The organism is Aestuariibius sp. HNIBRBA575 (genome assembly GCF_040932005.1).
GTDB lineage: Bacteria > Pseudomonadota > Alphaproteobacteria > Rhodobacterales > Rhodobacteraceae > CANLNM01.
The window spans coordinates 2,620,159-2,644,180 of sequence record NZ_CP162414.1; the positions used below are offsets into that span (position 1 = coordinate 2,620,159).

Annotated in this window: 22 protein-coding genes and 1 tRNA gene; 8 read left to right on the plus strand and 15 right to left on the minus strand. The window is 54.9% G+C overall.

What is annotated here, in order from left to right:
* Window position 1: 1 nt before the first annotated feature.
* The 7 genes from urtD to AB1F12_RS13235 all read right to left on the minus strand — a co-directional run bounded on the left by urtD (window position 2) and on the right by AB1F12_RS13235 (window position 7,471).
* Window positions 2-742, minus strand: a complete 741-nt coding sequence (gene urtD / locus AB1F12_RS13205; protein ID WP_368184835.1) for an urea ABC transporter ATP-binding protein UrtD — start codon at window positions 740-742, stop codon at window positions 2-4.
* The gene (gene urtC / locus AB1F12_RS13210) at window positions 739-1,905 is read right to left on the minus strand and encodes an urea ABC transporter permease subunit UrtC (RefSeq protein ID WP_368184836.1); all 1,167 of its coding nucleotides are present in this window, start codon (window positions 1,903-1,905) and stop codon (window positions 739-741) included. Before urtC ends, urtD begins: the two co-directional genes overlap by 4 nt.
* Before the next feature lie 4 nt (window positions 1,906-1,909).
* Window positions 1,910-3,868 carry an urea ABC transporter permease subunit UrtB gene (gene urtB / locus AB1F12_RS13215; RefSeq protein ID WP_368184837.1) on the minus strand — a complete coding sequence of 653 codons (1,959 nt, stop codon included), beginning with the start codon at window positions 3,866-3,868 and terminating at the stop codon, window positions 1,910-1,912.
* A gap of 118 nt (window positions 3,869-3,986) precedes the next feature.
* Window positions 3,987-5,270 carry an urea ABC transporter substrate-binding protein gene (gene urtA, locus AB1F12_RS13220; protein WP_368184838.1) on the minus strand — a complete coding sequence of 428 codons (1,284 nt, stop codon included), beginning with the start codon at window positions 5,268-5,270 and terminating at the stop codon, window positions 3,987-3,989.
* A gap of 354 nt (window positions 5,271-5,624) precedes the next feature.
* Window positions 5,625-6,662 (minus strand): AbrB family transcriptional regulator, encoded by a 1,038-nt coding sequence (locus AB1F12_RS13225; RefSeq protein WP_368184839.1) that lies wholly within the window; start codon window positions 6,660-6,662, stop codon window positions 5,625-5,627.
* Between the two features lie 115 nt (window positions 6,663-6,777).
* Window positions 6,778-7,290 carry a hypothetical protein gene (locus AB1F12_RS13230; RefSeq protein ID WP_368184840.1) on the minus strand — a complete coding sequence of 171 codons (513 nt, stop codon included), beginning with the start codon at window positions 7,288-7,290 and terminating at the stop codon, window positions 6,778-6,780.
* A 104-nt stretch (window positions 7,291-7,394) separates the two neighbouring features.
* A tRNA-Met gene (locus AB1F12_RS13235) sits at window positions 7,395-7,471 on the minus strand.
* A 189-nt stretch (window positions 7,472-7,660) separates the two neighbouring features.
* On the opposite strand from AB1F12_RS13235, the gene AB1F12_RS13240 reads away from it, so the two are divergent.
* Both AB1F12_RS13240 and AB1F12_RS13245 read left to right on the plus strand, forming a co-directional pair.
* Window positions 7,661-9,079 (plus strand): FAD-binding oxidoreductase, encoded by a 1,419-nt coding sequence (locus AB1F12_RS13240; RefSeq protein WP_368184841.1) that lies wholly within the window; start codon window positions 7,661-7,663, stop codon window positions 9,077-9,079.
* Complete coding sequence (locus tag AB1F12_RS13245) at window positions 9,072-10,268, plus strand: MFS transporter (protein WP_368184842.1); 1,197 nt, start codon at window positions 9,072-9,074, stop codon at window positions 10,266-10,268. Before AB1F12_RS13240 ends, AB1F12_RS13245 begins: the two co-directional genes overlap by 8 nt.
* Here AB1F12_RS13245 and hemC read toward each other — a convergent pair.
* Window positions 10,265-11,218, minus strand: coding sequence for a hydroxymethylbilane synthase (hemC, locus tag AB1F12_RS13250; protein WP_368184843.1), 954 nt, complete (start codon window positions 11,216-11,218; stop codon window positions 10,265-10,267). The genes AB1F12_RS13245 and hemC overlap by 4 nt on opposite strands.
* A 90-nt stretch (window positions 11,219-11,308) precedes the next feature.
* Here hemC and hemE point away from each other — a divergent pair, with 90 nt between their 5' ends.
* Entirely contained in the window at window positions 11,309-12,364 is a 1,056-nt protein-coding gene (hemE, locus tag AB1F12_RS13255) for a uroporphyrinogen decarboxylase (RefSeq protein ID WP_368184844.1), read from the plus strand.
* Between the two features lie 53 nt (window positions 12,365-12,417).
* Here hemE and hemF read toward each other — a convergent pair whose 3' ends face one another.
* Window positions 12,418-13,323 (minus strand): oxygen-dependent coproporphyrinogen oxidase, encoded by a 906-nt coding sequence (gene hemF, locus AB1F12_RS13260; protein ID WP_368184845.1) that lies wholly within the window; start codon window positions 13,321-13,323, stop codon window positions 12,418-12,420.
* An 83-nt stretch (window positions 13,324-13,406) separates the two neighbouring features.
* Here hemF and AB1F12_RS13265 point away from each other — a divergent pair, with 83 nt between their 5' ends.
* Window positions 13,407-13,790 carry a hypothetical protein gene (locus AB1F12_RS13265; protein WP_368184846.1) on the plus strand — a complete coding sequence of 128 codons (384 nt, stop codon included), beginning with the start codon at window positions 13,407-13,409 and terminating at the stop codon, window positions 13,788-13,790.
* 4 nt (window positions 13,791-13,794) lie between these two features.
* Here AB1F12_RS13265 and AB1F12_RS13270 read toward each other — a convergent pair whose 3' ends face one another.
* Window positions 13,795-14,181 carry a YbaN family protein gene (locus tag AB1F12_RS13270; RefSeq protein WP_368184847.1) on the minus strand — a complete coding sequence of 129 codons (387 nt, stop codon included), beginning with the start codon at window positions 14,179-14,181 and terminating at the stop codon, window positions 13,795-13,797.
* Window positions 14,182-14,272: 91 nt separating this feature from the next.
* Here AB1F12_RS13270 and AB1F12_RS13275 point away from each other — a divergent pair, with 91 nt between their 5' ends.
* Entirely contained in the window at window positions 14,273-14,935 is a 663-nt protein-coding gene (locus AB1F12_RS13275) for an NnrU family protein (RefSeq protein ID WP_368184848.1), read from the plus strand.
* Between the two features lie 9 nt (window positions 14,936-14,944).
* Here AB1F12_RS13275 and AB1F12_RS13280 read toward each other — a convergent pair whose 3' ends face one another.
* The 5 genes from AB1F12_RS13280 to AB1F12_RS13300 form a co-directional block, all read right to left on the minus strand.
* Window positions 14,945-16,282 (minus strand): glutamine synthetase family protein, encoded by a 1,338-nt coding sequence (locus AB1F12_RS13280; RefSeq protein ID WP_368184849.1) that lies wholly within the window; start codon window positions 16,280-16,282, stop codon window positions 14,945-14,947.
* Window positions 16,279-17,094 carry an ABC transporter permease gene (locus AB1F12_RS13285; RefSeq protein ID WP_368184850.1) on the minus strand — a complete coding sequence of 272 codons (816 nt, stop codon included), beginning with the start codon at window positions 17,092-17,094 and terminating at the stop codon, window positions 16,279-16,281. Before AB1F12_RS13285 ends, AB1F12_RS13280 begins: the two co-directional genes overlap by 4 nt.
* Window positions 17,091-17,984, minus strand: coding sequence for an ABC transporter permease subunit (locus AB1F12_RS13290; RefSeq protein ID WP_368184851.1), 894 nt, complete (start codon window positions 17,982-17,984; stop codon window positions 17,091-17,093). Before AB1F12_RS13290 ends, AB1F12_RS13285 begins: the two co-directional genes overlap by 4 nt.
* 10 nt (window positions 17,985-17,994) lie before the next feature.
* A complete protein-coding gene (locus AB1F12_RS13295) occupies window positions 17,995-19,146 on the minus strand; it encodes an ABC transporter ATP-binding protein (RefSeq protein ID WP_368184852.1) in 1,152 nt (383 codons plus the stop codon).
* Window positions 19,147-19,221: 75 nt separating this feature from the next.
* Window positions 19,222-20,307 carry a polyamine ABC transporter substrate-binding protein gene (locus AB1F12_RS13300; protein WP_368184853.1) on the minus strand — a complete coding sequence of 362 codons (1,086 nt, stop codon included), beginning with the start codon at window positions 20,305-20,307 and terminating at the stop codon, window positions 19,222-19,224.
* A 158-nt stretch (window positions 20,308-20,465) separates the two neighbouring features.
* Between AB1F12_RS13300 and AB1F12_RS13305 the strand changes: the two genes are divergently transcribed.
* The 3 genes from AB1F12_RS13305 (at window position 20,466) to AB1F12_RS13315 (ending at window position 24,022) form a co-directional block, all read left to right on the plus strand.
* Entirely contained in the window at window positions 20,466-21,101 is a 636-nt protein-coding gene (locus AB1F12_RS13305) for a GntR family transcriptional regulator (RefSeq protein WP_368184854.1), read from the plus strand.
* A gap of 118 nt (window positions 21,102-21,219) precedes the next feature.
* Window positions 21,220-22,608, plus strand: a complete 1,389-nt coding sequence (locus AB1F12_RS13310; protein ID WP_368184855.1) for a glutamine synthetase family protein — start codon at window positions 21,220-21,222, stop codon at window positions 22,606-22,608.
* A 19-nt stretch (window positions 22,609-22,627) separates the two neighbouring features.
* Entirely contained in the window at window positions 22,628-24,022 is a 1,395-nt protein-coding gene (locus tag AB1F12_RS13315) for an aspartate aminotransferase family protein (protein ID WP_368184856.1), read from the plus strand.

Sequence of the window (24,022 nt, forward strand, 5' to 3'; positions counted from 1 at the left end):
TTTAGCGCCCCAAATAGACTTCGATAACCTGTGGATTGGCCGTGACATGATCCAGGGATCCTTCTGCCAGGACCGACCCTTCGTGAAGCACGGTCACGCGGCAATCCAACCGTCGGACAAATTCCATATCATGTTCGACAACGACCACCGCGCGGGTTTGGGCGGCCCGTTTTAACAGGTCGGTTGTGTGTTCACGTTCCGCCGGGGTCATGCCCGCCGCGGGTTCGTCCACCAACAACAACCGAGGATCCTGCGCCAGCAACATCCCGATTTCCAACCATTGTTTTTGGCCATGCGACAATTCACCGGCGACGCGTGGCAATTCATCGAGTAGGCCGATTTCTTGGGCCAATGCTTCGATTTTGTCCGCGCCTTCTTTGGACTTTCGGTAGAACAAAACATCAAATGGGCGACGTTTGTTTTTTAGAGCCATGGCCAAGTTTTCACGCACAGTTTGCGCCTCAAAAACCGTTGGTTTTTGGAATTTCCGGCCTATCCCCTGATTGGCGATGCTGGCTTCGTTCATGCCCAAAAGGGATATGCCTTTTTCACCCCAACTTACCCGGCCTTCATCGGGTTTGGTTTTGCCCGTGATGATATCCATAAACGTGGTTTTGCCCGCGCCATTGGGGCCAATCACCGCCCGCAATTCCGGTTCTCCGATCTGGATCGACAGGTTGTTGATGGCGCGAAATCCGTCAAAACTGACTGAAATGCCTGACACTTCGAGAAGGGTGTTCATTCTGGTTTCCTTACCAATTTGTCAAAGAGCGCCCCAATTCCGCCGGGGAAAAACAACGTCACCGCAACAAAGGACAAGCCCAGCAGCACCAGCCACCAATCGGTCCATTGGATCGTGTAAAACCCAAGGTTGATGTCGGGGGCGCCCCCCCCTGTGAACCAGCTGGACAAGAGCGACACCGACGCCGCACCAATCACCGCGCCATAAAGCCGCCCGCGCCCGCCAATTGCCACCCAAACGGCCAGATAGATCGACGCAATCGGGGCAATTTCGGTTGGGTTGATGATGCCAGCCTGAGGGTAATACAGCGCCCCGGCGATTCCGGCGACAATTGCGGACAACGTAAAGACAAAGAGCTTATAACTTTCAACGTGATAGCCCAAAAACCGCACACGTGCTTCGTCGTCACGAATGGCCCGGATCACCGACCCCATTTTGCCAGAGGTCACCCACGCAAACAGGATATATCCCAATCCCAGTGCAACGGCCGACATCCAAAAGAACACGATCGAAATCGTTGCCTGGGGGGTGGTTTCGAACCCGGGGATGTTTTGCAATCCTGATAGGCCGTTATTGCCGCGCAGCCCGCTGTCGTTTTGAAACAGGTACAACGACAAAGCGAGGGTCATCGCTTGGGTCAGGATGGACAGATAAACGCCCGTGACACGTGAGCGAAACGCCAACCAACCAAACACCAACGCCAGCAATCCGGGTACCAAAACCACCATCAGCAATTGCAATGGCAGACTGGCGGAAAACGCCCAGATCAGTGGGAAATCCGAACTGCCGACAACACCAAAAATCTGGTTTCCGATTGCGTCGGTGACTTCGGTCGATGTCGGGGGGATGACGTTAGAGGCAAGGTTTTGCATCACGATGGTTTCGGTGCGCGCATACATCAGCCACATGCCCACGGCGTAGCCACCGATCCCAAAAAACGCGACATGGCCAAGGGACAGGATGCCGCAATAGCCCCAGACAACGTCCATCGCGATCGCGATCAAACACAGGCATAGGGTTTTGCCCAAAGTTTTAACAAACGAGGTCCCAATCAGGCCTGTGCCCGTGGCTTCTGCGAAAATTGTGACGCCCAATGCGAACAGACCCAGACAAGTGAGGAAAATCAGAACCGAGGGGTTTTTGGCGATAAATGTGTTTCTCATGGGCTCAGTCTCCTGCTGCGCGGCCCTTTAGGGCGACGATGCCTTTGGGGCGGAATTGGATGAACAGGATGATGAAAAGGATCATATAAGTCTGTGCGGCCAAGGTGTTAGACGGGTTGAGCCATTCGATCACCTTTTGCAGGCCACCGATCATACCCGCACCTGCCAAGGTGCCCCAGACATTGCCAACCCCGCCAACAACGACGGTCATAAAGCTTTGAACGATGTAATCCGCCCCCATTTCGGACGTGACTTTGGCGTATAGACCGATGGCCACCCCGGCGATGCCCGCGATGCCGGATCCCAGCCCAAAGGTTAACATGTTGATCCGATCCGGGTTGATCCCCATCGACGACGCCATGCGTGGGTTTTGGGTGACAGCGCGGACCTCTAGCCCCAGGCGGGTGCGTTTTAGGATGAACAGCAACAGCCCCAAAAACAGCAGCGCCAGCACAAAAATCGCGATCCGAATATAGGATATTTGGATCACATCGTTAAACACCAATGCCCCATCCAGCCAGCCGGGTGATGTCAGGGGACGGGCTTGGGTGCCAAAGATGTTTTTTGCCAATTGCTGCAATGCGACTGAAATACCAAACGTGGCCAGCAGCGTTTCCAGAGGGCGGTGATACAGATGCCGGATCACCAGACGTTCCATGGCTACCCCCGCTGCAAATGTCACAACAAAGGCCAGCGGCAAGGCCACAATCAAACTAGCGGTGTAATTGGGGATGATCTGCTGAACCACATAGCCCGTATAGGCGCCCATCATGATGAATTCGCCGTGGGCCATATTGATCACGCCCATCACGCCAAAGGTGATCGCCAACCCAATCGCAGCCAAGAAATAGATCGAAGCAAGCGACAACCCGTCCAGCGTCAAATCCGCCATTTGGCTGAACTTTACGCGCGTTTCTATTTTGGTCAGGGCTGCGCGGGCCGCATTGGTGATGGCGGCATTTGGTTCGGTGTAAACGTCGAGAAACACGTGTGTTTCCAAAGCCCGTTTCTGATCCTGTGCCGTCACCAAAGGCGTGACCAACCCATCAGCCGCCAGCGCGGAATAGGCCGCTGCACGGGCGTCATCTGTGAACATTTGCGCAACAGGCAGCCCACCAACAAAGCCGCCTTCGATATGCTGGGCCAGCGTTTGTTTGAGGGTGTCTTGTGGGATAAGGGCAGGCGCTAATTCCAGATCGACCAGCAATTGATAGGCTTCGGACTCTGATAATTGATCACCGACGGTTAGGGTTTGTGCGACATTGGCCCCATCTGGACGGCTGGTTGCTGCGGTCCGCTCGACTGTTAGGATCTGGTTCAGAACCGCGCGGATATCGACGGAAACATCGCCAGACAAACCATCAATTGCAGCGATGCGTTCCTCAGGTGTTTCCCCAAAACCAGCAGCCAACATATTCGCAAGCCGTTGTTTAATCTTCTTTAATTCAGCATCTGGTTCATTTTCAATCGCCCCACGCAACGGGGCCAATTGATCGGCCGACATGGTGCGGGCAATGGCATCAACAGCAGCGGTGCGGCGGGCTATATCAGGGTCGGACAGTTGAAACTGAACCAAAGCTGTACCAATCGCGCGCCGCACACCACCATTGGGTTTGATCTGTGACATCGCGTTTTGTGCTTCGGTGCCAAGCGTTTGGCCCGTGGAAATATCCGTCAGGGTGAACCCGTCAGCCCCGTCATCGGTGACATAAAAAAACAGCCCATCCGCATCGCGCAAATAGACCTGTTTGCCCTGCCAATTTTCCAGAAAAGTTGCGGTTTCAGGAAAACCCGACGCCACCAAATCATCCAACACAACGCCAACACTGCGCCGTCCGGGGCGTTCGACTTCATCGTGGTGGGTTTGCAAAAGCGATTGCAGGTCTTGGGCCTGTGCGCGGTTCGGCTGAAACGACGCCGCAAAAAGACAAGCCAGAGCGATGGCAAAAACGAAGCGGATCATAGTTGGATTTCCCGTGCGGTCTGAATTTGTGAAATTCGGGCCTGAATGACGACCCCGATTGGGCCGTAGACGTGGGTGCGACCAAAGCCGCACCCGACAAAGTTTAACGAGGTTCGGCTTAGTAATTCGACGTCAGCTGAACACAGGTTTCAGTTTCAACATTGTACATGCCGCATTCCAGCCCCTGCCAATCGGATTTCAAAATCGCCGATTCTGGCAAGAAATCCGTCCATGCATCACCGGGAACCTCAGCGGTTTGGCTGATGATGTCGAATTGACCGTCTGCGGTGATTTCACCGATCAGAACCGGTTTGGCCAAGTGGTGGTTTGGCAACATCACTGCGGTCCCGCCTGTCAGGTTCGGAAATTCCTGACCATACATGGCGGTGCGCACGGCATCGACATCTGTGGTTTGTGCGGCTTCGACCGCGTTCACCCACATGTTGAACCCGATATAATGGGCCTCCATTGGGTCATTGGTGACGCGATCTGTGCCAGCAAATTCCTGCCATGCGGCGATGAAATCTGTGTTGGCATCTGTTTCAGCGGACATGAAATAGTTCCACGCGGCCAGGTGACCCACCAGGTTGGATGTGTCCAGACCGGACAGCTCTTCTTCGCCCACGGAAAACGCGACAACCGGGATGTCATCCGCGGAAATACCGGCAGCGGCCAGTTCTTTGTAGAACCCAATGTTGGCGTCGCCGTTGATTGTGGAAATCACGCCAACCTGTTTGCCATCTTCGCCCAGCGCAACCACATCAGCGACAATCGTTGCCCAATCGGAATGACCAAATGGGGTGTAGTTCACAAAGATATCTTCGGCGGCAATGCCGTTATCCTGCAGATATTGCTCAAGAATATTGTTGGTTGTGCGCGGGTAAACATAGTCTGTCCCCAGCAAGGCAAACTTCTCAACGCCCAGCTCTTCTAAATAGTAATCCACCGCAGGGATCGCCTGTTGGTTCGGGGCCGCACCCGTGTAAAACACGTTGCGTGAACTTTCTTCGCCCTCATATTGCACAGGATAGAACAGCAGGCCGTTCAGCTCTTCGATGACGGGCAGCACGGATTTACGCGACACGGAGGTCCAGTTGCCAAAGATCACGTCCACATCATGGACGGACAGCAATTCACGGGCTTTTTCAGCAAAAAGTGGCCAATCGGATGCAGGGTCAACAACCACCGCTTCGATGTCACATCCCAGCAGGCCACCAGCCGCGTTTTGCTGTTCAACCAGCATCAGCATCGTGTCCTTTAGGGTGGTCTCAGAAATTGCCATGGTGCCGGATAGGGAATGTAGAACACCCACTTTGATCGGGTCAGCACAGTCAGCAGAGGCGATACCAGCGAACGCTGTCAGGGCAGCAGCAGCGGTCAGGGTTTTGGTAGTGCGGATCATTTTTTCTCTCCCGCGGGGGCGGCCTCATTGCGTTGCGACACACAAGAGAATAGCACTGTCCCCGCAACTTCGGTTGCACATCGTGTGGCGGCCGGATCGAGGTCCAATTCGTTTGGCCGTCACACACCCCGCATTGGATCAGGTTCCAAACGTGGGCAGCCATAGCCAAGCTGCATCGCAGCAAGTGATCAATTCCTAGGCGGTTTTTCCGATGGAATTTGGGGCATATGTTGAAAAAACGCGCAGATTCCGGCTGATCCGCCCATTAAATGGGCAGGTCAAAAGGGACTTGTTAACGAAACCGCCTAATTTCCACTCACCCAGAGGGTGTATGCCTATGTTGGAATCGGTGCGCTATTTTTGGGGTTTGTGAAACACCTGCAGAAAGAGTGGTGCCCCGACCACCACCAATGCGATCCGCAAAACGTGATGTAACACCACATAGGTCAAATCGGCACCGGCGATAATGGCCAGCACTACCATTTCCCCCTGCCCGCCCGGCAGGAACGCTAAAAACGCATCCAACACGGGGCTCAGCGACATCGCAACAGCGGCGGCGATAAACACGGCGCTGACCCCGGCCAACAAACCCGCATTTAAAACGCCGGCAACCACAACGCGCTGCAATTCGGACCAAGTGACACCCACATATTTTGCCCCCACACCGATGCCGATCACAAATTGGCTGGCCCAGATCATTTCCGCAGGAGGGCGCTGTGTGATGATCCCGGAAATCGACAAAGCGGCAGTCAGGATCATGGGGCCGATGATCGACGCGCCCAGAATGTTTAGTCGGTTCGCCCCCCACCAGCCGGCTAACCCGGCAAAAACCATCAAAGCGATCTGCAAAGGTGGCGTTTCAATCCCCGGCATGCCCGGCGGTGCGGTCAAATCCACGTCCCACCACAGGTTCAGCACCAATGGCGCGATACTGACGATGCACAGGACGCGGGTCGCATGGATCAAGGATAAGACACGCAAATTGGCCCCTGCGGCTTCTCCGAAAACGATCAGATCCTGCAAACCGCCGGGCATCGCTGAATAATAGCTGGTGACCGGATCAAATCGAAATAGTCGTCTCAACAATGGATAGGATGTGACTGCTGTGGCCAAAATGAACACTGGCACCGTCAATAATGACAACGCCATTCCCGGCAAAGCCTGCACCACGTCAGGTGTGATTGACGATCCCGCCGCCACCCCCAGAATGGTGCGAAACGCGAAACCAAGCTTGCCGAAATCTTGCATTTTGGCGCCGCCCAGCGCGGCCAACAGACAGAAAAACATCGGCCCCAACAAAAACGGCAGCGGCAAGCCAAGCGCCCAGAACGCGAATACGCCAATGGCGCCAATCCCAATCGTCGCGGCGCGTTTTGTATATGTTGACGTCATAAGGTGATCCAAAACCAAAGGCATGCGACGCATTGAACGGTCAAATGTGGTTTAAGAAAACACAGCATGCGTAAATGTATACTACGGCATGCCATGGCATACATTTCAGAAACATTCAAGGCCGCGGCAGATGTGATTTCAACGCGCGCAGAAAATTTCGGATCTGACTGGGCAGCGGGCCTTGGGTATAGGTTTGCAATGCTGACAGGGTCCACCCTTTGTCCGGAATGATCTGCGCCATCAAATCCTGACGCTGTTTATGGACGTGATCCGGCAATGGCAGATCGGCTGCGGCAAATAACATGGCCGCGGCTTCGTGGGCTTTTTGCAGATCGCGCAAGGCCGCGGTCATTTTCGGCAGCAACGCCGGATCATCCCGCCAGTCCAAACCGGGAAACAAGTCCTGCACCACGCGCTGACCGGCCCCATGACAATCATAGCTCAGACACCCCGAAAACCCCTGTTCCACCCGTGTGTTGTGGATCGAACAACCGTGATTTTGCAAATGAGGACAGGCTGTATCAACCGGTTTTGCAATCGCAAACCTATCGGGGTCATCAAACGAATAGGCCGCGCAACACAGGCCCTGACATTGGCTGCAATCGGTTTTCAACGCGGTTTCGATCATGGCCCCCCCGTTTGCTGATGAATTGACGAATATCAGACCTGCGGCAATGTTAGGAAAAACGCGCCCAAAGGTCGAGGCAATCTGGGTTTCCAAAAGGGGGGAAGTGGTGGCGGTACAGGGACTTGAACCCCGGACACGCGGATTATGATTCCGCTGCTCTAACCAACTGAGCTATACCGCCAGACCAGCGCCGAATTAAGGCTAAGTCCGATGGGCGTCAATAGGGAAAACACAACAAATGTATCCCAAGTCGCGTTCGCGTGCTGCAGGACCCTACATATTTTATAAATGATAAACGGATTTCATGAAACAAACTGGACCAACCCGCATTCTCAGCCCATGATAGACTCTTATTGTGTACGGATATTTCATGCCCCTGCTTAAACGCCTGACTGATGCGATTGGTGCGTCTTTTGTTTTAACTGGGTCAGATATGGCACCCTGGACCCACGATTGGACCAAAACCTATTCTGGCACCCCGATCGCCGTTTTGCGTCCCGCAAATACCCAAGACGTCGCCGCCATCATGAAAATCGCCCACGACACCGGAACAGGGGTCGTTCCCGTGTCTGGCAATACCAGCGTCACGGGCAGCGCGGTCTGTGACAACAAGCTGGCCCTGTCATTGGATCGGATGAACGCAGTTCGCGAAATCCGCCCAGAGGGTCGCGTTGCAATCGTTGAGGCTGGGGTCATTTTGCAGAACTTGCATGACGCAACCGCTGAACAGGACCTGATTTTCCCGATGAGCTTTGGCGCCAAAGGGTCTGCGCGGATTGGCGGGATGTTGTCCACCAATGCTGGTGGTTCAAACGTATTGCGATACGGCAATATGCGCGATCTGTGTCTGGGCCTAGAGGTGGTTCTGGCCGATGGGCGCGTCATGGATTTGATGAGCGCGCTTCATAAAAACAATTCCGGCTATGATTTAAGGCATCTGATGATCGGAGCAGAGGGCACATTGGGCGTGATCACGGCAGCTGTGCTGAAACTTGCGCCGAAACCCCGAGCTTATGCCACTGCCATGCTGGCCCTGCCCGCATTGGACGATGCGCTGGGGCTGTTAAATCGGTTGCAGGATATGTCAGGCGGCGCGGTTGAGGCGTTTGAATTCATGCCCCGCGCCCATATGGACGGGCATTTGCGGTTGATCGACGGGGCCCGCCCCGCCTTTGATCAAAGTTACGACATCAACATCATGGTTGAATTGGCCGCAACGTCGCCCGCGGATGCCACGCCGGGGCCAGATGGCAGCCTGCCGATAGTCACATTGCTGGAAAATGCGCTGGTCCCCATGTTAGAGGATGGCACGTTGCTGGACGCGGTTGTCGCCCAATCCGAAGCCCAGCGCCGCGAAATGTGGGAACGTCGCGAAGCATCGGCGGAAATTACATTTCATAATCCGGTGATTGTGGATACCGACATTGCCCTGCCACTGGATCAGATCGCCCCGTTTTTTGACCGTATCCAATCGCGGTTGGCCGAATTGGATGCCCGTGCTACCGATATCTGCGTGGCCCATCTGGGCGATGGCAACGTGCATTACAACGTCTATCCGTCGCGGGATGATCCCGCTCTTAAATCGCAGATCAAAATCGCAATCGAAGACATTGTTCAGGATTTGGGCGGCTCTTTTTCGGCCGAACATGGCGTCGGCCTGTCAAAGCTGTCTTCGATGGCCCGATACAAAGATCCCGTCGCCCTAGACGTGATGCGATCCCTTAAGGCCGCTCTTGATCCAAAGGGAATTTTGAACCCCGGCAAGGTGTTACCCCCCAAAAATGTTTAAAACTCTGACCCTGCTGTGGGGGGACCCGGCCCTGCGTATTGCATCTGCTGCGGTGTTTTTATTTGGCTGCCTTGTGGCGTCGATTGCGCCGTTCATGTCTGTGCTGGCCATTGAACGTTTCGGCCTGTCGGATGCCGGATATGGCGCGTTGCTGTTGGTTTCGTCGGTGGTCGCGGTATTGGGATCAATCGGGATCGGTATCCTCACGGATCAAACCGCAGCCCGCCGCAAAATCATCCAATTCACCATCGGATTGGCGTTGTTTGGCAATATTTTGGTATGGTGTTGGCCGTCAAAGGGGACGTTCATCGCCGCCCATGGGTTTATCATTCCTCTGGCCAGCACGTTGTTTGGACAGGTGTTTGTGCTGGCGCGTCTGGCGTCGCAACGGTTTGAACCTGCCCACCGGGACGGGATTTTATCGGCCGTGCGGGCGCTGTTTGCGGTGCCTTTTGTGGTGATCCTGCCGCTCTGGGCTGTGGCGTTGCGACAGGGAATCGATCTGCTGCATGTGTATTTTGTGATCATTCTATGCTGTCTGGCGATGCTGCTGTTATTCCTGTTTTTCTGGCCAGATGGCGCAGGCTGGAACGAAGGCAAATCAGGTCAGGGCTTTGGTGCCTCGCTGGGCGAAGTGGTGAACCCAAAGGTTTTGACCCGGCTGGCGGCCACTGGTGCAATCAACGCAGGTTCGATCATGTATATGATTGTGCTGGGTCTTTCCTTTGAACAATTGCCCAATCGCGATCTAGGGGACGTGGCGCTGTTTGCCGGTATTGTCGCCGGATTAGAAGTGCCGGTGATGCTGTCGATGGGTCTGATATTGCGTCATATCACCCGGTTGCAGGCGATAATGTTGGGGGCAGCGATACATGGCGGGTTCATGATCAGTTTCCCATTTGCCGCCGCCAGCCCCAGCGTTTGGATCATGACCATCCCTTTGGCGCTGGGCCACGGGATCATCCTGACCCTGCCCTTGGCCTATTTACAGGATTTGATGGGCGCGCGCGCCGGTGCGGGAGGAGCGCTAATATCCCTTCAAAAAGTCGCCGCCGATGGCATCAGCGCCGCGCTTTTTGCAGCTGCAACTTGGCTGGCTGGATACGGTTTGGCCGCCGCATTGGCCGGGGGGGCGACAATTTTGGGCGCGCTCAGCCTGATTTGGCTGGATGCAAAACAATCCCGTTAGTGACCTAAGAAATCCGGCCCCGCCTGTCCCAGCAAATCATCCGCCAATTGACGCCCTAAATCTGCGCCATCTGCAACGGCACCGCTGATCTGGCCGGACACTTTTTCTGATCCATCAAGGCGCAGGATTTCCCCCCGCAACGTGATCTGATCACCTGTGATCAAGGCCAGCCCACCGATGGGGGTTTCACAGGAGCCGTCCAACGCCGCCAAAAACGCCCGTTCACATGTGATGCGTTGTGCGGTTTCACCGTGATGGATTGCCGCCAGCATCTGCGCTGCGCGATCATCATCCGCGCGCCGTTCAATCCCAATCGCCCCCTGCGCAATCGCAGGCAACATATCGTCAACGTCAATCGACGCATGGGGCACATCCGACATGCCCAACCGGTTCAACCCGGCCTGCGCCAAAAACGTCGCCGTTGCCACGCCATCGTGCAATTTTTGCAACCGGGTTTGCACATTGCCGCGAAATTCCACCACGTTCAGGTCCGGGCGTTTGTTCAGCAATTGTGATTTGCGGCGCAAACTCGACGTGCCGACAATTGCGCCCTGCGGCAGATCAGCGATCCCCGCATATTTCAACGACACAAAGGCATCACGCACGTCTTCGCGCGGCAGGAACGTATCCAGAACCAACCCATCCGGCTGTTCAACGGGCATATCTTTGGACGAATGCACGGAAATATCCACGCGCCCATCCAGCATCGCCTCTTCTATTTCTTTGGTAAACAGACCTTTGTTGCCAATTTCCTTGAGCGGGCGATCCGCATCAATCATCTGGCGATTGTCCCCTGTGGTTTTGATCACCACGATGTCAAACGCCTCTTGAGGTAAATCAAAGGCCGCCGCCAGCAGGCTGCGGGTTTCATAGGCCTGCGCCAGCGCCAGCGGCGAACCACGTGTGCCGATTTTCAGCGGAGTGTCGGGGGTCGGTAAAATCAACGTCATACTGCCTTTTAGGCAGGCCCTGCGACAAGGACAATGGTTGACATCCCCTGCGACACTTGGGACCACCCCATTAGCCGAACCGGAGTTCCCATGTCTGAGAAATTGATCGCCCCCAAATCCGATAAACTGATCCTGCGCGCGCTTGCCGGGGAAACCTTGCCGACGCCCCCCATCTGGATGATGCGTCAGGCCGGGCGCTATTTGCCGGAATACCGTGCCACACGCGCCCAAGCCGGGGATTTCCTGTCGCTGTGCTACAATTCAGAACTGGCCGCCGAAGTCACCTTGCAGCCGATCCGCCGCTACGGATTTGACGCATCAATCCTGTTTGCCGACATCCTATTGCTGCCTCAGGCGTTGGGGGCGGATCTGTGGTTTGTCACCGGCGAAGGCCCGCGCCTGTCCACCACCACAACCGCGGATCAACTGGCCGCTCTGAACCCGTTTGATGCCATCCATGACCATCTGGCTCCGGTCTATGAAACCGTGCGCATCCTGTCGCGTGAATTGCCCCGCGAAACCACGTTGATCGGGTTTGCGGGCGCGCCATGGACCGTGGCCACCTATATGATCGCAGGTCGTGGCACCCCGGATCAGGGCCCGGCCCATGCCCTAAAGGCTGAAAACCGCGCCGTGTTCGAGGGGCTGATCGACCTGCTGACCGCATCGACCATCGAATATCTATCCGCGCAGGTTCAGGCCGGCGCCGAAGTCATCAAGATTTTCGACAGCTGGGCAGGATCACTACAAGGGGACGATTTTGAAAAATATGCCATTGAGCCGGCCCGCAAAATCACAGCAGAGCTGAAAAAACGCCACCCCGGCCTGCCGATCATCGCTTTTCCTCGTGGTGCGGGCGAACGTTACGTGGATATGCATGCCAAAATCGGTGCAGATTGCGTGGCAATTGACAATGGCGTCACCGCCGACTTTGCCGCCACATCCGTTCAACCGGGGGGGTGCGTTCAGGGCAATATGCGCCCTGATCTATTGGTCACGGGTGGTCAGGAATTGATCGACGAAGCCCAAGCCATCACCTGCGCCTTTGCCAAAGGTCCCTATATTTTCAACCTAGGCCACGGGATCACACCCGACGCTGATCCCGAAAATGTTCAGATCATGATCGACGCGGTCCGCAGCGCCTAATTATGGGATGGTGGGTGGGACGTCGTGGCCATCGGCCACGCGTGTCACCTACATCACACCCATTTCGCCATGGGCGGCAGCGACATCAATACGGCATTGGCGTCATGTCCTGTGGCCAGACCAAATTTGGTTCCCCGATCATAGACCAGATTATATTCCGCATAGAGCCCGCGATGCACCAGCTGGGCATCTTTGTCCGCATCCGACCAAACCGTGTTACGCCGCCGTTCCGTTACCGGCAAAAACGCTGGTAAAAAAGCGCGGCCGATGTCTTGGGTCAGGGCAAAATCAGCCTCCCAGTTGCCGGTGTTGCGGTCATCCATGAATATCCCGCCAACACCACGCGCCCGGCCCCGGTGCGGAATGAAAAAATACTCATCCGCCCATGATTTCAACGCCGGATAGATATCTTCGCCATGTGGGTCACAATGGGATTTCTGAACCGCGTGGAAATGTGCAGTATCTTCGTCATATTCCAGACAAGGGTTCAGGTCTGACCCGCCGCCAAACCACCACGCAGATGGCGTCCAGAACATGCGGGTGTTCATATGCACCGCCGGACAATGGGGGTTTTGCATATGCGCCACCAGTGAAATCCCCGACGCCCAAAACCGCGGATCTTCGGCCACGCCGGGAACGCCGCGTGCGGCCATGGATTTTTGCGCCGCTTCCCCCAGCACACCATGTACGGTGGACACGTTCACGCCGACCTTTTCAAAGACACGCCCGCCGCGCATCACCGACATCAGCCCGCCGCCCGCATCCGATCCGTCGTCGCTGGCGCGTTTGGTGTTGGTGACCTCAAACCGCCCCGCTGGCAGGGATGCTGTTGGGCCAGAAGTCTGACTGTCCTCTATTGCTTCGAACGCCGCGACGATCTGATCGCGCAAATCGCGAAACCATTTGGACGCGCGGTCTTTTTCCGATTGCATAATATTGGCGTCAGGCGTCGTATTCATCGTCATTTCCCGGTTTGTTATCGAATAACGCGATAGCATCCTTTATCAATTGTCACCAGCACCCCCCGTTCAAAGGAAGTTTAATGAAACGCGTTCTTTTCCTGCTGCCCCTGATCGTCGCCGCCTGCGCCACGCCGCGCGAACAATGTATTTCCAGCGCCAATTCCGAAGTCCGCGTCCTAACGCGATTGGCCAATGTCACCCGTGGCAATGTGGAACGCGGCTATGGCATCGAAGAATACCAAGAATTCGTAGAGGTGCGCGTGGCCTGCAATGTGTTACAAGAAGACGGGACAATGCGCGCGACATTTTGCGATGAAACGCAGGTGCGCAATCGTACCCGGCCTGTGACCATCAATCTGGCCGAGGAACGTGTCAAATTGCGGGATCTAGAAACGCGGCTGGCACAAGAACAACGTCGCGCCAATGCAGCGGTTCAGCAATGTGTGGCCATTCACCCTGAATAACGTTCTAGGAATTGGGTCTGCTCAGCACAAATAATGCCGCTGATCCCATGCAGACTGCCTGAATGATCAACACAAAACCGGGCAAACCCAGCGCGGCGCTGGTCACAAACGTGACCGCCATCAGCCCGGTAGCAATTGCTTTGTAGCGCGGGGCAATCGATCCGGATTGTTCCCAATCGCGGATCGGGTCGCCAAACATATGATGATCCAGCAACCATTGGCGCATGCGCGGCGATCCTTTGGCAAAGGCAAATGCCGCGAGGATCATAAACGGCGTGGTAGGCAGCACCGGCAGCAGCACCCCAATCCCACCAAGGATCAGAGCAGCCCACCCGATCACCCACCAAATCGCACGGGTGGTTGCGCTATGGCTGTTTGGGGTTTCGCTCATTGTGCCTCCGATGTGTCCGTCACATATAGGGTGGGATTGCGAAGGCGCAACAAATCCGTCAGCACAGACACCAGAATTCAGGAGGTTCAAAATGGGTTGGGTTGAATTTATCGCAGCATTTGGTGTGTTTTTCATCACGCATACTGTGCCGATCCGCCCCCCATTGCGCCCCAAACTGGTTCAGGTTCTGGGCCCGCGCGGATTCAGCCTGTTTTATTCCATTCTTTCCCTCAGTGTTTTGGTCTGGTTGATCATCGCCGCAGGGCGCGCACCCTTTGTTGAAATTTGGCCCTACGCGCCATGGCAACGCGCGGTGCCGCAGATCGCGATGGCGGTGGTCTGTGTGATTGTTGCGCTGGGCATGTCACAGCCCAACCCACTATCCTTTGGCGGGCGCCCTGGGGTGTTTGACCCTGATAATCCGGGCATCGTACGCTGGGTGCGCCATCCTATTTTGGCGGCTCTGGCCCTTTGGTCGCTTGCTCATTTGGTGCCTAATGGCGATCTGGCCCATGTGATCCTGTTTGGCGTGTTTGCGACATTCGCCCTACTGGGTGGGCGGTTGATGGATCGTCGGAAACGTCGCGACATGGGGGATCAATGGCAGATATTGGTCGACCAAATCGCATCGACGCCGCGGGTCCCTGCCTTTGGCACAGGGCGCTTTTTACTGCGGATCCTCATCGCAATTGGGCTATATCTGGCGTTGATACTCATCCACCCCTTTTGGGGGATAGATGTGCGGTTTTTCTGAAATTGCACCCTATAGGCGGGACAAATAGGCGCGGTATTCCACTGCGGTCAGGATGCGGGTCAGTTGCGCAATTTCATCGCGCCGCACATCCGCATAGACCTTTTGATAGGCGGGTCCAAAAATCTGTTTTGCCGCGTCTGACTGGGCAAATCGTTCCACCGCGGTCAACCAATCATGCCCCAAATTCTCTGCCGGTTTCGCATTTGTATCGTCCAATGGCAGCGGCACATCAGATTTGTTTTCAAGCCCAAAGAGCATGCCCCCCAAAATCGCCGCGAGGGCCAGATAAGGGTTCACATCCGCGCCGCAAATCCGGTGTTCCAACCGGGCGGCGGGGCCAGAAATTTCGGGCAGACGCACCCCCGCTTGGCGGTTGTCCAACCCCCAATTGGGGGCTGTGGGAGCAAAGGAGTTGGGCTGAAACCGTCGATAAGAATTCATATGCGGGGCAAAAATCGCCTGAAGATCCCGCATCGTATCCAATGTGCCACCAACCGCGTTTTTCAACCGGCCTGAAACAGGGCCACCGGCGTCGAAAATGTTATTACCGTCCTGATCCACAACGGAAATATGCGCATGCATGCCATTGCCGGGATCATCCGCATAAGGTTTGGCAATAAACGTCGCCTCCATCCCATGTTTGGCGACCACTTGGCGCACCAATCGACGAAACAGCAAAGCGGTTTCCGCCGCCCGCTGCACGTCGCCCGTGTGGTGAAAGTTGATTTCGAATTGGCCGGGGCCAAATTCAGCAATCAACGTGTCAGTCGCCAGATTTTGCGCCGCAGAAGCAGACATGATTTCTGACAGGATCGCATCTTTGCGACTGAGAACCTCTAGGTCGAAATTCTGCGCCGATGGTGCGCGTTGCGGCGGGATGGGTGCATCATCCGGGCTGTCACGTTTCTGGAAAATGTAGAATTCCAGTTCGGTGGCCACAATAGGCGTCCAGCCATGTGCCGCAAAGCGATCCAGCACGTTTTGCAGAACGCCCCGCGGTGAATAAGGGCTCAGCACCCCGTCCATATCGGACATTTCCACCAGAACCTGCGCTACATTGCCCTCGGCCCATGGCACCGGTGCCAGCGACCCCAAAACCGGTTTCAAAATACCGTCCGGGTCGCCCACCACAATGCCCATGCCGGTCTCTTCGACCTCTTGGCCCATAATGTTGGGCGCATAGGTCGACAATGGCAAACGCACCTGCCCTTTTTCCAGCTTTTCCCATGCGTCACCGGGCAGCCATTTGCCGCGCAAAATACTGTTTAGATCACACAGCATCAGTTCGATCCGGTCGGGAATGCCGTGGGTTTCGCAATACAGGTTATATTCGTGGGTAAAGCTCATTGCGCCTCTGCCATTTGTTCGTCGCGTTTGGCCTGAATGACCCTGCGTTTTGTTGTAATTGATGCCGCGATGACCCCAATTGTGACCATGGAGATCAGGATTGTCGACAAGGCATTGATCTGAGGACTAACGCCCATTCGCACAGAGGACCAGATTTTCATCGGCAATGTTGTGGCAGATGGCCCCGATGTAAAGGACGCAATCACCAGATCATCCAGCGACAAAGTAAAGGCCAACAACCAGCCGGAAATCACGGCAGGGGCGATGATCGGCAACGTCACCGATTTGAACGCGTCAAACGGGGTACAGCCCAGATCCAATGCCGCCTCTTCTAATGATTTGTCGAACGACACCAAACGTGATGACACCACAACCGACACGTAACACATTGAAAACGTTGCATGTGCCAGAACAATAGTGAACGTGCCGCGATCCAGACCAAGCGAAATGAACAACAGCATCAAGGACAGACCTGTGATCACTTCGGGCATCACCAATGGTGCATAGATCATGCCCGAAAACAGCGTGCGCCCCTTAAAACGCCCCCCCCGAACCAGAACTTGCGCCGCCATGGTCCCCAGAATTGTGGCAATGGTCGAGGATATAACGGCAACCTTTAGGGTCACCCAAGCCGCGTCTAAGAAGGCTTCGTTTTGAAACAATTCACCGTACCATTTGGTCGAAAATCCCGCCCAAACAGTGACCAGCCGGCTTTCGTTGAACGAATAGATGATCAGGATCAGCATCGGCACGTATAAAAACGCAAATCCGATCGTCAGGGACACCGCGTTGAACCACGTTAAACGTCTCATTTTTCGGCCTCCTGTTGTTTTTCCTGATTACGCTGAAACAGCACAATCGGAATGATCAGGATCAGCAACAATATGACGGCGACCGTGCTGGCCACGGGCCAATCGCGGTTGTTAAAGAACTCTTCGAACAGGACTTTGCCGATCATCAACGTGCGCGAGCCGCCCAATAATGATGGGATCACAAATTCGCCAAGCGCCGGAATAAAGACCAGAAAACACCCGGCGATCACCCCGGATTTAGACAGGGGTACGGTCACCAACCAGAACGCTTTGGCACGTGAACAGCCCAGATCTTCGGCGGCTTCTAACAGGGATGCATCCAGTTTTTCCAGCGTCGCATAAATCGGCAGGATCATGAATGGCAGATAGGTGTAAACGATGCCGATATAGACCGCGAAATTGGTGTTCAGCATTTTTAACGGCTCTGAAATGATCCCCGTCCACAGCAAAAACTGGTTTAACACGCCTTCGGTGCTGAGGATGCCCTGCCATGCATAGACCCGGATCAGAAAGCTGGTCCAGAACGGCAGGATGATCAGCATCATCAGGGTTGCGCGCCAATGATCCGGCGCATTGGCCATCCCATAAGCAATTGGAAAACCGACCAAAAGCGTGAAAATCATCGACAATGTCGCGATCTGCAAACTGGATAGGTAGGCCTTCCAATAGAGGTGATCGGTGGTCAAAAAGACATAATTTTCAAAGTCGATCTGCCCGAAAAAGGTGCGAAAACTGTCCCAGCTCATGCCATCCAGTTGCGGCGTATAAGGTGGAATAGAGATCGCGTAATCAGACAGCGAAATTTTGAAAACAATTCCAAACGGGATCAGGAATAATACCAGCAACCACAAAAAGGGGATGCCAATTAAGAAGCGACGCGCGATTTTCATGGCTTGCCCCTCATGCTGTTAACACGATGCCAGCCGTGTCCGTCCATGACAGATAGACGTCGTCATGCCATGTGAATTCACGTCGACTGACCCGCCTATTGTTGGCGGCTTGGGCCTTGATGGTTTGGCCGTTTGCCAGTTGCACCACATAGGTCGACAGATTGCCCAAATAGGCGATGTCCAGGACTTTTCCCTGCACAACATTGTTGCGATCACTGGGACGGGATTTTGAAATCGCGACCTTTTCTGGACGGATCGCAAACGTGGCGCGCGCGCCCTGCCCGATCCCCCCCAAGGCGGTCCCGCAAATGCTGGGCTGACCTTCGGCCCAAGCGATCGTCGCGCTGTCATCGCCAATTTTGTCTACATTGCCTTCGATCAGGTTCACCTCGCCGATGAAATCAGCGACATAGACTGAGTTGGGTGTTTCATAGATGCTTTGCGGGGTGTCCACCTGTACCAATCGCCCATGATCCATCACCGCAACCCGAGACGCGACTGTCATCGCCTCTTCTTGGTCATGGGTCACGATCACAAAGGTGGTGCCGGTACGTTCCTGGATGTCCATCAGTTCAAACTGGGTTTCCTGACGCAGCTTTTTGTCCAACGCCCCCAAAGGTTCGTCCAACAGCAAGAGTTTCGGCGCCTTGGCCAAGGACCGCGCCAAGGCAACCCGCTGGCGTTGCCCCCCGGAAATTTGATGTGGTTTGCGTTTGGCAAACTTCCCCAATTGCACCAGACGCAGCATTTCTTCGACGCGCTCACCGATCTGATCTTTGGGCATGTCAGACCGGTGCAGACCAAAGGCGATATTGTCCCAGATGTTCAGATGCGGGAACAAAGCATAGGATTGAAACATCATATTCACCGCCCGTTTGTTGGGCGCAATCCCAGCCATATTCTGACCGTCAATTGTAATGGTGCCTTCTGTCGCGGTTTCAAACCCCGCCAGAATCCGCATCAACGTGGTTTTTCCGCATCCCGATGGCCCCAGCAGCGCAAAGAATTCCTTGGGATAAATCGACAGATCGATATGGTCGATGGCGGTGAACGTTCCGAACCGCTTGGTGACGTTGTCAAACCGGATAAGGGGTTCGGCCTGAACATCATTCCATGGTTCAAATTCCGACACAAGTTCGGCCGGGGCAATGGACGTCGTCATAAAGCTGTCCTTTGATGTGGGGCAATGTGGGGGCCAGCAACCGGTCGAAAACCACCGGTTGCTGGGTCTGTCGGATCAGATGCCAGATTTAATCGCCGTCCACATACGGGTTACAACACGCTGCACACGAGGCGGGTATGGCGTTGTAATGTATAGGTTTTCAATCGTTGTCTCATCTGGATAGATGGCTGTGTCACCAATCACATCTTCGACCAGAAACTCTTGGCTCGCGAGGTTCCCGTTGGCGTAATAAACATAGTTTGACGCTGCCGCCATGTTCTGGGCATCCAGAATAAAGTTCAGAAAGGCATGCGCGCCCTCTGGGTTCGGGGAATCTGCGGGGATGGCCATTTGGTCAAACCACATCAGCGCGCCTTCGGACGGGGCGTAATAGGCGATTTCGACGCCATTATCTGCTTCCCATGCGCGGTCACGGGCCTGCAGCACATCACCGGACCACCCCACCGCGACACAAATATCGCCATTGGCCAGAGCCGTGATATATTCAGAGCTGTGGAATTTCGCCACGTGTGGGGCCAGCCCTGCCAGAACCGGTTCCGCTAACGCGATCACATCCGGGTCGTGGCTGTCTGGGTTTTCCCCCAAATAGGCCAACGCCGCTGGGATCAGTTCGGTTGGCGCGTCCAAAACATAAATGCCGCATTCGGCCAATTTTTCCGCATTTGCCGGATCAAAAATCAGCGCCAGACTGTCAACGGGCGCATCTTGTCCCAGGATGTCGGTGACCATAGTTTCGTTAATGCCAAGCCCCGTCGTGCCCCACATATAGTTAATAGAATAGGCGTTGCCGGGGTCATAGGCTTCGGTGCGGGCTTGGATCACGTCCCACAGATTGCCCGAGTTGGACAATTTATCCGTTTGCAGCGGCATGAATACGCCAGCCTGAATTTGCCGCTGTAAAAACGATCCTGTCGGGACAACCACATCATAGCCCGATGACCCGGCCAGCAATTTGGTTTCCAGCACTTCATTGCTGTCAAACACATCATAAATCAGCTCATAGCCGGTTTCTTGCTCAAACTTTTCCAACAACTCTTCGTCGATATAATCCGACCAATTGTAAACACGGACTTCTTCGGCGGATACGGCCACGGCAGCAAGCGAAGTCGCAAGCGCGATGGCAGGAACGCGGGTCAACATAGTCGTATTCTCCCTGAGTGGTTTTATCTTGTATTATTGCCGAAATATTTGATCAAATCTTGATTCGTCGCAAGACATTTCTAATATCAGGACAAAGTGGGCTATGATTATTCCCAATAATGCCTACAGATTAGACAGCGCCAAAGGAGAAACGATCAGTGAATGAACAAAGCTCAAAGACACCAGAGCATCAGGCCATATATGACCGGTTGCGTCACATGATCTTGTTCGGAGAAGTGCTTCCGGGTCAGGCACTTACGATCCTTGGGCTAAAAACAATGCTGGGGGCGGGCATGACCCCTGTGCGCGAAGCAATCCGCCGGCTGACCGCAGAAGGCGCGTTAGAAGCGCTGGGGAATCGCCGCATTTGCGTGCCCAACGTGACCCAGGAAACGCTCAATCAGATTTATTTTGCACGCTTGGCGATTGAACCACGTCTGGGCGAATTGGCCGTGGCCAACATCACCAAAGACCAGCTGAAAACCCTCGCCAAACTGGACGAACAGGTGGATGCAGCGATTTCTGCAGGCGATATTAATGGCTATCTCGCAGGCAATTATCGGTTTCATTTTACCTTGTATGACGCGGCAAACGCCCCTGTTTTGCGCAATATTGCCAGCTCTCTTTGGCTGCAATTGGGACCGTCTTTGCGTGTGGTTTCAGGGCGATACGGCACGCAAAACCTGCCTGATGAACACAAAGACGCCCTTTCCGCGCTAAAGGCCAAAGACGGCGCAGGCGTCGCACGCGCCATCGAAGCCGATATTCGCCAAGGCCTGTCCCTAATGCGGTGATAAGAATACTGGTTGTTGACTGGCTTAAATATTTGATCATATTCTGACATCAACGACGACCCTTCCCCGGGATTCCCCCGATGCGGAGGATGCGTTTGTCGCGATGTGGAACAATCCTATGGCACAGGCCAAGAAACCCAAAGTCCGCGGCAATTGGGCCGAAACCCTACCCGAAGCGTTTCTGGATCATATCGAAGGCCGGCGTCTGGAAGAGGTCGAAACCATCATTCCCGATCTGGTTGGCATGTCACGCGGCAAGGCAATGCCGGCCTATAAATTCCAGCCCGACGAAACGTTCTATTTGCCGATCTCACTGTTCTATCAAACCGTGTCGGGTGAATATGTGGACATGGATATCGAAAACCAATGGTTGGAAAAAGACGTGGTTTTGGTGCCGGATATGTCCACCGCTACGGCTGTACCTTGGGCGGATGACGCCACGGTTCAGATCATCTGTGACATGCAAACCCGCGATGGCGCCCCCTTGGCAATCGCGCCGCGCAACGTATTACGCAAGGTGCTGGCGCTTTATGCGGAAAAAGGCTGGAAACCGATTGTCGCGCCTGAATTGGAATTCTACCTGACCAAACCCAACACAGACCCCAAAGACCCGATTGAGCCGCCATTGGGCCGCACGGGGCGCAAAGGCGCGTCTCGCCAGGTTTATTCCATGGCTGCGGTCGACGAATACGGCTCTGTGATTGATACGATTTACGATTACGCCGAGGCCCAAGGCCTGCAGATCGACACAGTGATTCAAGAAGGCGGTGCTGGACAGATTGAGATCAACTTGCTGCACAGTGACCCGCTAAAACTGGCGGATCAGGTGTTTTATTTCAAACGCACCATTCGCGAAGCGGCGCTGGCAAACGGGGTGTTTGCGACCTTTATGGCCAAACCCATCCGCGACGAACCCGGCAGCGCCATGCATCTGCACCAATCCATTGTGGATGTGGAAACCGGCAAAAACATCTTTTCAGATGCGGACGGAAACCCCACGGACACATTCCACCATTTCATTGGTGGCTCGCAGAAATACACCATGCAGACTGTGCCCTTGTTGGCCCCATATGTGAATTCTTATCGCCGTCTGACCCCCGAAGGTCAGTCCGCGCCGTCCAATCTGGAATGGGCGCGTGATAATCGCACCACCGGCCTGCGCATTCCACATTCTACGGCGGAATCCCTGCGCGTCGAAAACCGCGTCATCGGCATGGATTGCAACCCTTATCTGGCCATCGCGGCGTCGTTGGCCTGCGGGTATCTGGGCATGATCAACAAAATCCAGCCCCGCCCCGCCGTCACGGTGGAGGTCTGGGAAACCGCAGATGGCCTGCCCGGTTCGTTGCGCGAAGCGCTGGACCTGTTCGACAATGCCACCGAAATTCGCGCCATTCTGGGCGAAGAATTCTGCCAGCTCTATTCGGACATCAAATGGGCCGAAAACGAAGAATACCAACGCGAAATTTCGCCATGGGAACGTCAGCACCTGCTGCTGAACGCCTGATCGCGCAAAGGATAAACCAATGAATATGATTTCAAACCACATGCCAACAGAAGAATTGCAAGCGCTGGATGCAGCCCATCACATGCATCCCTTCACGGCCAATGGCGAATTGGCAACCAAAGGTGCGCGCGTGATCACCCGTGCCAATGGCGTGCATCTGACCGACAGCCAAGGCAATCAAATCTTGGACGGGATGTCAGGATTGTGGTGCGTTAATATCGGCTATGGCCGCGATGAACTGGCCGATGTGGCCGCGCGTCAAATGCGTGAATTGCCCTATTACAACACGTTCTTTCAGACCACTCATGTGCCGGTCATCGCCCTATCTGCGCAGATTGCGGAACTGACGCCCGGTGATCTGAACAACGTGTTTTACGCCGGGTCCGGATCAGAGGCCAACGACACAAATATCCGGCTGGTGCGCCATTATTGGGCGATGAAAGGCCATACAGAAAAGAACGTCATCATTTCACGTCACAACGCCTATCATGGGTCTACTTTGGGGGGGACCAGCCTGGGCGGGATGTCTGGCATGCATGCACAGGGCGGCCCGATGGTCGGTGGCATTCACCATATCAACCAACCCAATTGGTGGTCCGAAGGCGGCGACATGTCCCCCGAGGAATTCGGGTTGGCGCGTGCCCAAGAATTGGAGCAAGCCATTCTGGAATTGGGTGAAAACCGGGTTGCGGCCTTTATTGCTGAACCCGTTCAGGGCGCGGGCGGCGTGATCGTTGCACCGGACACCTATTGGCCCGAAATTCAACGGATTTGCGATAAATATGACATCCTGTTGATCGCCGACGAAGTGATCTGCGGCTTTGGGCGCACGGGCAATTGGTTTGGATCGCAGACCATGGGCATCCGTCCTGACATCATGACCATCGCCAAAGGCCTGTCATCGGGCTATGCGCCGATCGGCGGGTCGATTGTGTCGGACGACATTGCCAGTGTGATTGCCCAAGGCGAATTTAACCACGGTTACACCTATTCGGGTCACCCCGTGGCCTGTGCCGTGGCCATGGAAAACCTGCGCATCATGCAAGAAGAAAACATCGTCGAACATGCACGTGATGTGGCCGCACCTTATCTAAAAGAAAAATGGGAAGCGTTGGCCGATCACCCAATGGTAGGAGAGGCCAAAATCGTCGGGCTCATGGCGTCCGTCGCATTGACCCCTGACAAAGCCAACCGCGCGGCGTTCGCCTCTGAGACAGGCACCGTTGGGTTCATGTGTCGCGAACGCAGCTTTGCCAATAATCTGATCATGCGCCATGTCGGCGATCGGATGGTGATTGCGCCGCCATTGGTGATCACGCCCGACGAAATCGACGTGATGATGGACCGCGCGGTTCAATCACTGGACGAAGCCCACAAAGCCGTTAAAGACGCCGGATTGTTCGTGTCGGCCTAA

Bases quoted from the DNA above. Each gene is read 5' to 3' on its own strand.
- urtD (WP_368184835.1), bottom strand. From the start codon at position 742: ATGAACACCCTTCTCGAAGTGTCAGGCATTTCAGTCAGTTTTGACGGA.
- urtC (WP_368184836.1), bottom strand. From the start codon at position 1,905: ATGAGAAACACATTTATCGCCAAAAACCCCTCGGTTCTGATTTTCCTC.
- urtB (WP_368184837.1), bottom strand. From the start codon at position 3,868: ATGATCCGCTTCGTTTTTGCCATCGCTCTGGCTTGTCTTTTTGCGGCG.
- urtA (WP_368184838.1), bottom strand. From the start codon at position 5,270: ATGATCCGCACTACCAAAACCCTGACCGCTGCTGCTGCCCTGACAGCG.
- AB1F12_RS13225 (WP_368184839.1), bottom strand. From the start codon at position 6,662: ATGACGTCAACATATACAAAACGCGCCGCGACGATTGGGATTGGCGCC.
- AB1F12_RS13230 (WP_368184840.1), bottom strand. From the start codon at position 7,290: ATGATCGAAACCGCGTTGAAAACCGATTGCAGCCAATGTCAGGGCCTG.
- AB1F12_RS13240 (WP_368184841.1), top strand. From the start codon at position 7,661: ATGCCCCTGCTTAAACGCCTGACTGATGCGATTGGTGCGTCTTTTGTT.
- AB1F12_RS13245 (WP_368184842.1), top strand. From the start codon at position 9,072: ATGTTTAAAACTCTGACCCTGCTGTGGGGGGACCCGGCCCTGCGTATT.
- hemC (WP_368184843.1), bottom strand. From the start codon at position 11,218: ATGACGTTGATTTTACCGACCCCCGACACTCCGCTGAAAATCGGCACA.
- hemE (WP_368184844.1), top strand. From the start codon at position 11,309: ATGTCTGAGAAATTGATCGCCCCCAAATCCGATAAACTGATCCTGCGC.
- hemF (WP_368184845.1), bottom strand. From the start codon at position 13,323: ATGAATACGACGCCTGACGCCAATATTATGCAATCGGAAAAAGACCGC.
- AB1F12_RS13265 (WP_368184846.1), top strand. From the start codon at position 13,407: ATGAAACGCGTTCTTTTCCTGCTGCCCCTGATCGTCGCCGCCTGCGCC.
- AB1F12_RS13270 (WP_368184847.1), bottom strand. From the start codon at position 14,181: ATGAGCGAAACCCCAAACAGCCATAGCGCAACCACCCGTGCGATTTGG.
- AB1F12_RS13275 (WP_368184848.1), top strand. From the start codon at position 14,273: ATGGGTTGGGTTGAATTTATCGCAGCATTTGGTGTGTTTTTCATCACG.
- AB1F12_RS13280 (WP_368184849.1), bottom strand. From the start codon at position 16,282: ATGAGCTTTACCCACGAATATAACCTGTATTGCGAAACCCACGGCATT.
- AB1F12_RS13285 (WP_368184850.1), bottom strand. From the start codon at position 17,094: ATGAGACGTTTAACGTGGTTCAACGCGGTGTCCCTGACGATCGGATTT.
- AB1F12_RS13290 (WP_368184851.1), bottom strand. From the start codon at position 17,984: ATGAAAATCGCGCGTCGCTTCTTAATTGGCATCCCCTTTTTGTGGTTG.
- AB1F12_RS13295 (WP_368184852.1), bottom strand. From the start codon at position 19,146: ATGACGACGTCCATTGCCCCGGCCGAACTTGTGTCGGAATTTGAACCA.
- AB1F12_RS13300 (WP_368184853.1), bottom strand. From the start codon at position 20,307: ATGTTGACCCGCGTTCCTGCCATCGCGCTTGCGACTTCGCTTGCTGCC.
- AB1F12_RS13310 (WP_368184855.1), top strand. From the start codon at position 21,220: ATGGCACAGGCCAAGAAACCCAAAGTCCGCGGCAATTGGGCCGAAACC.
- AB1F12_RS13315 (WP_368184856.1), top strand. From the start codon at position 22,628: ATGAATATGATTTCAAACCACATGCCAACAGAAGAATTGCAAGCGCTG.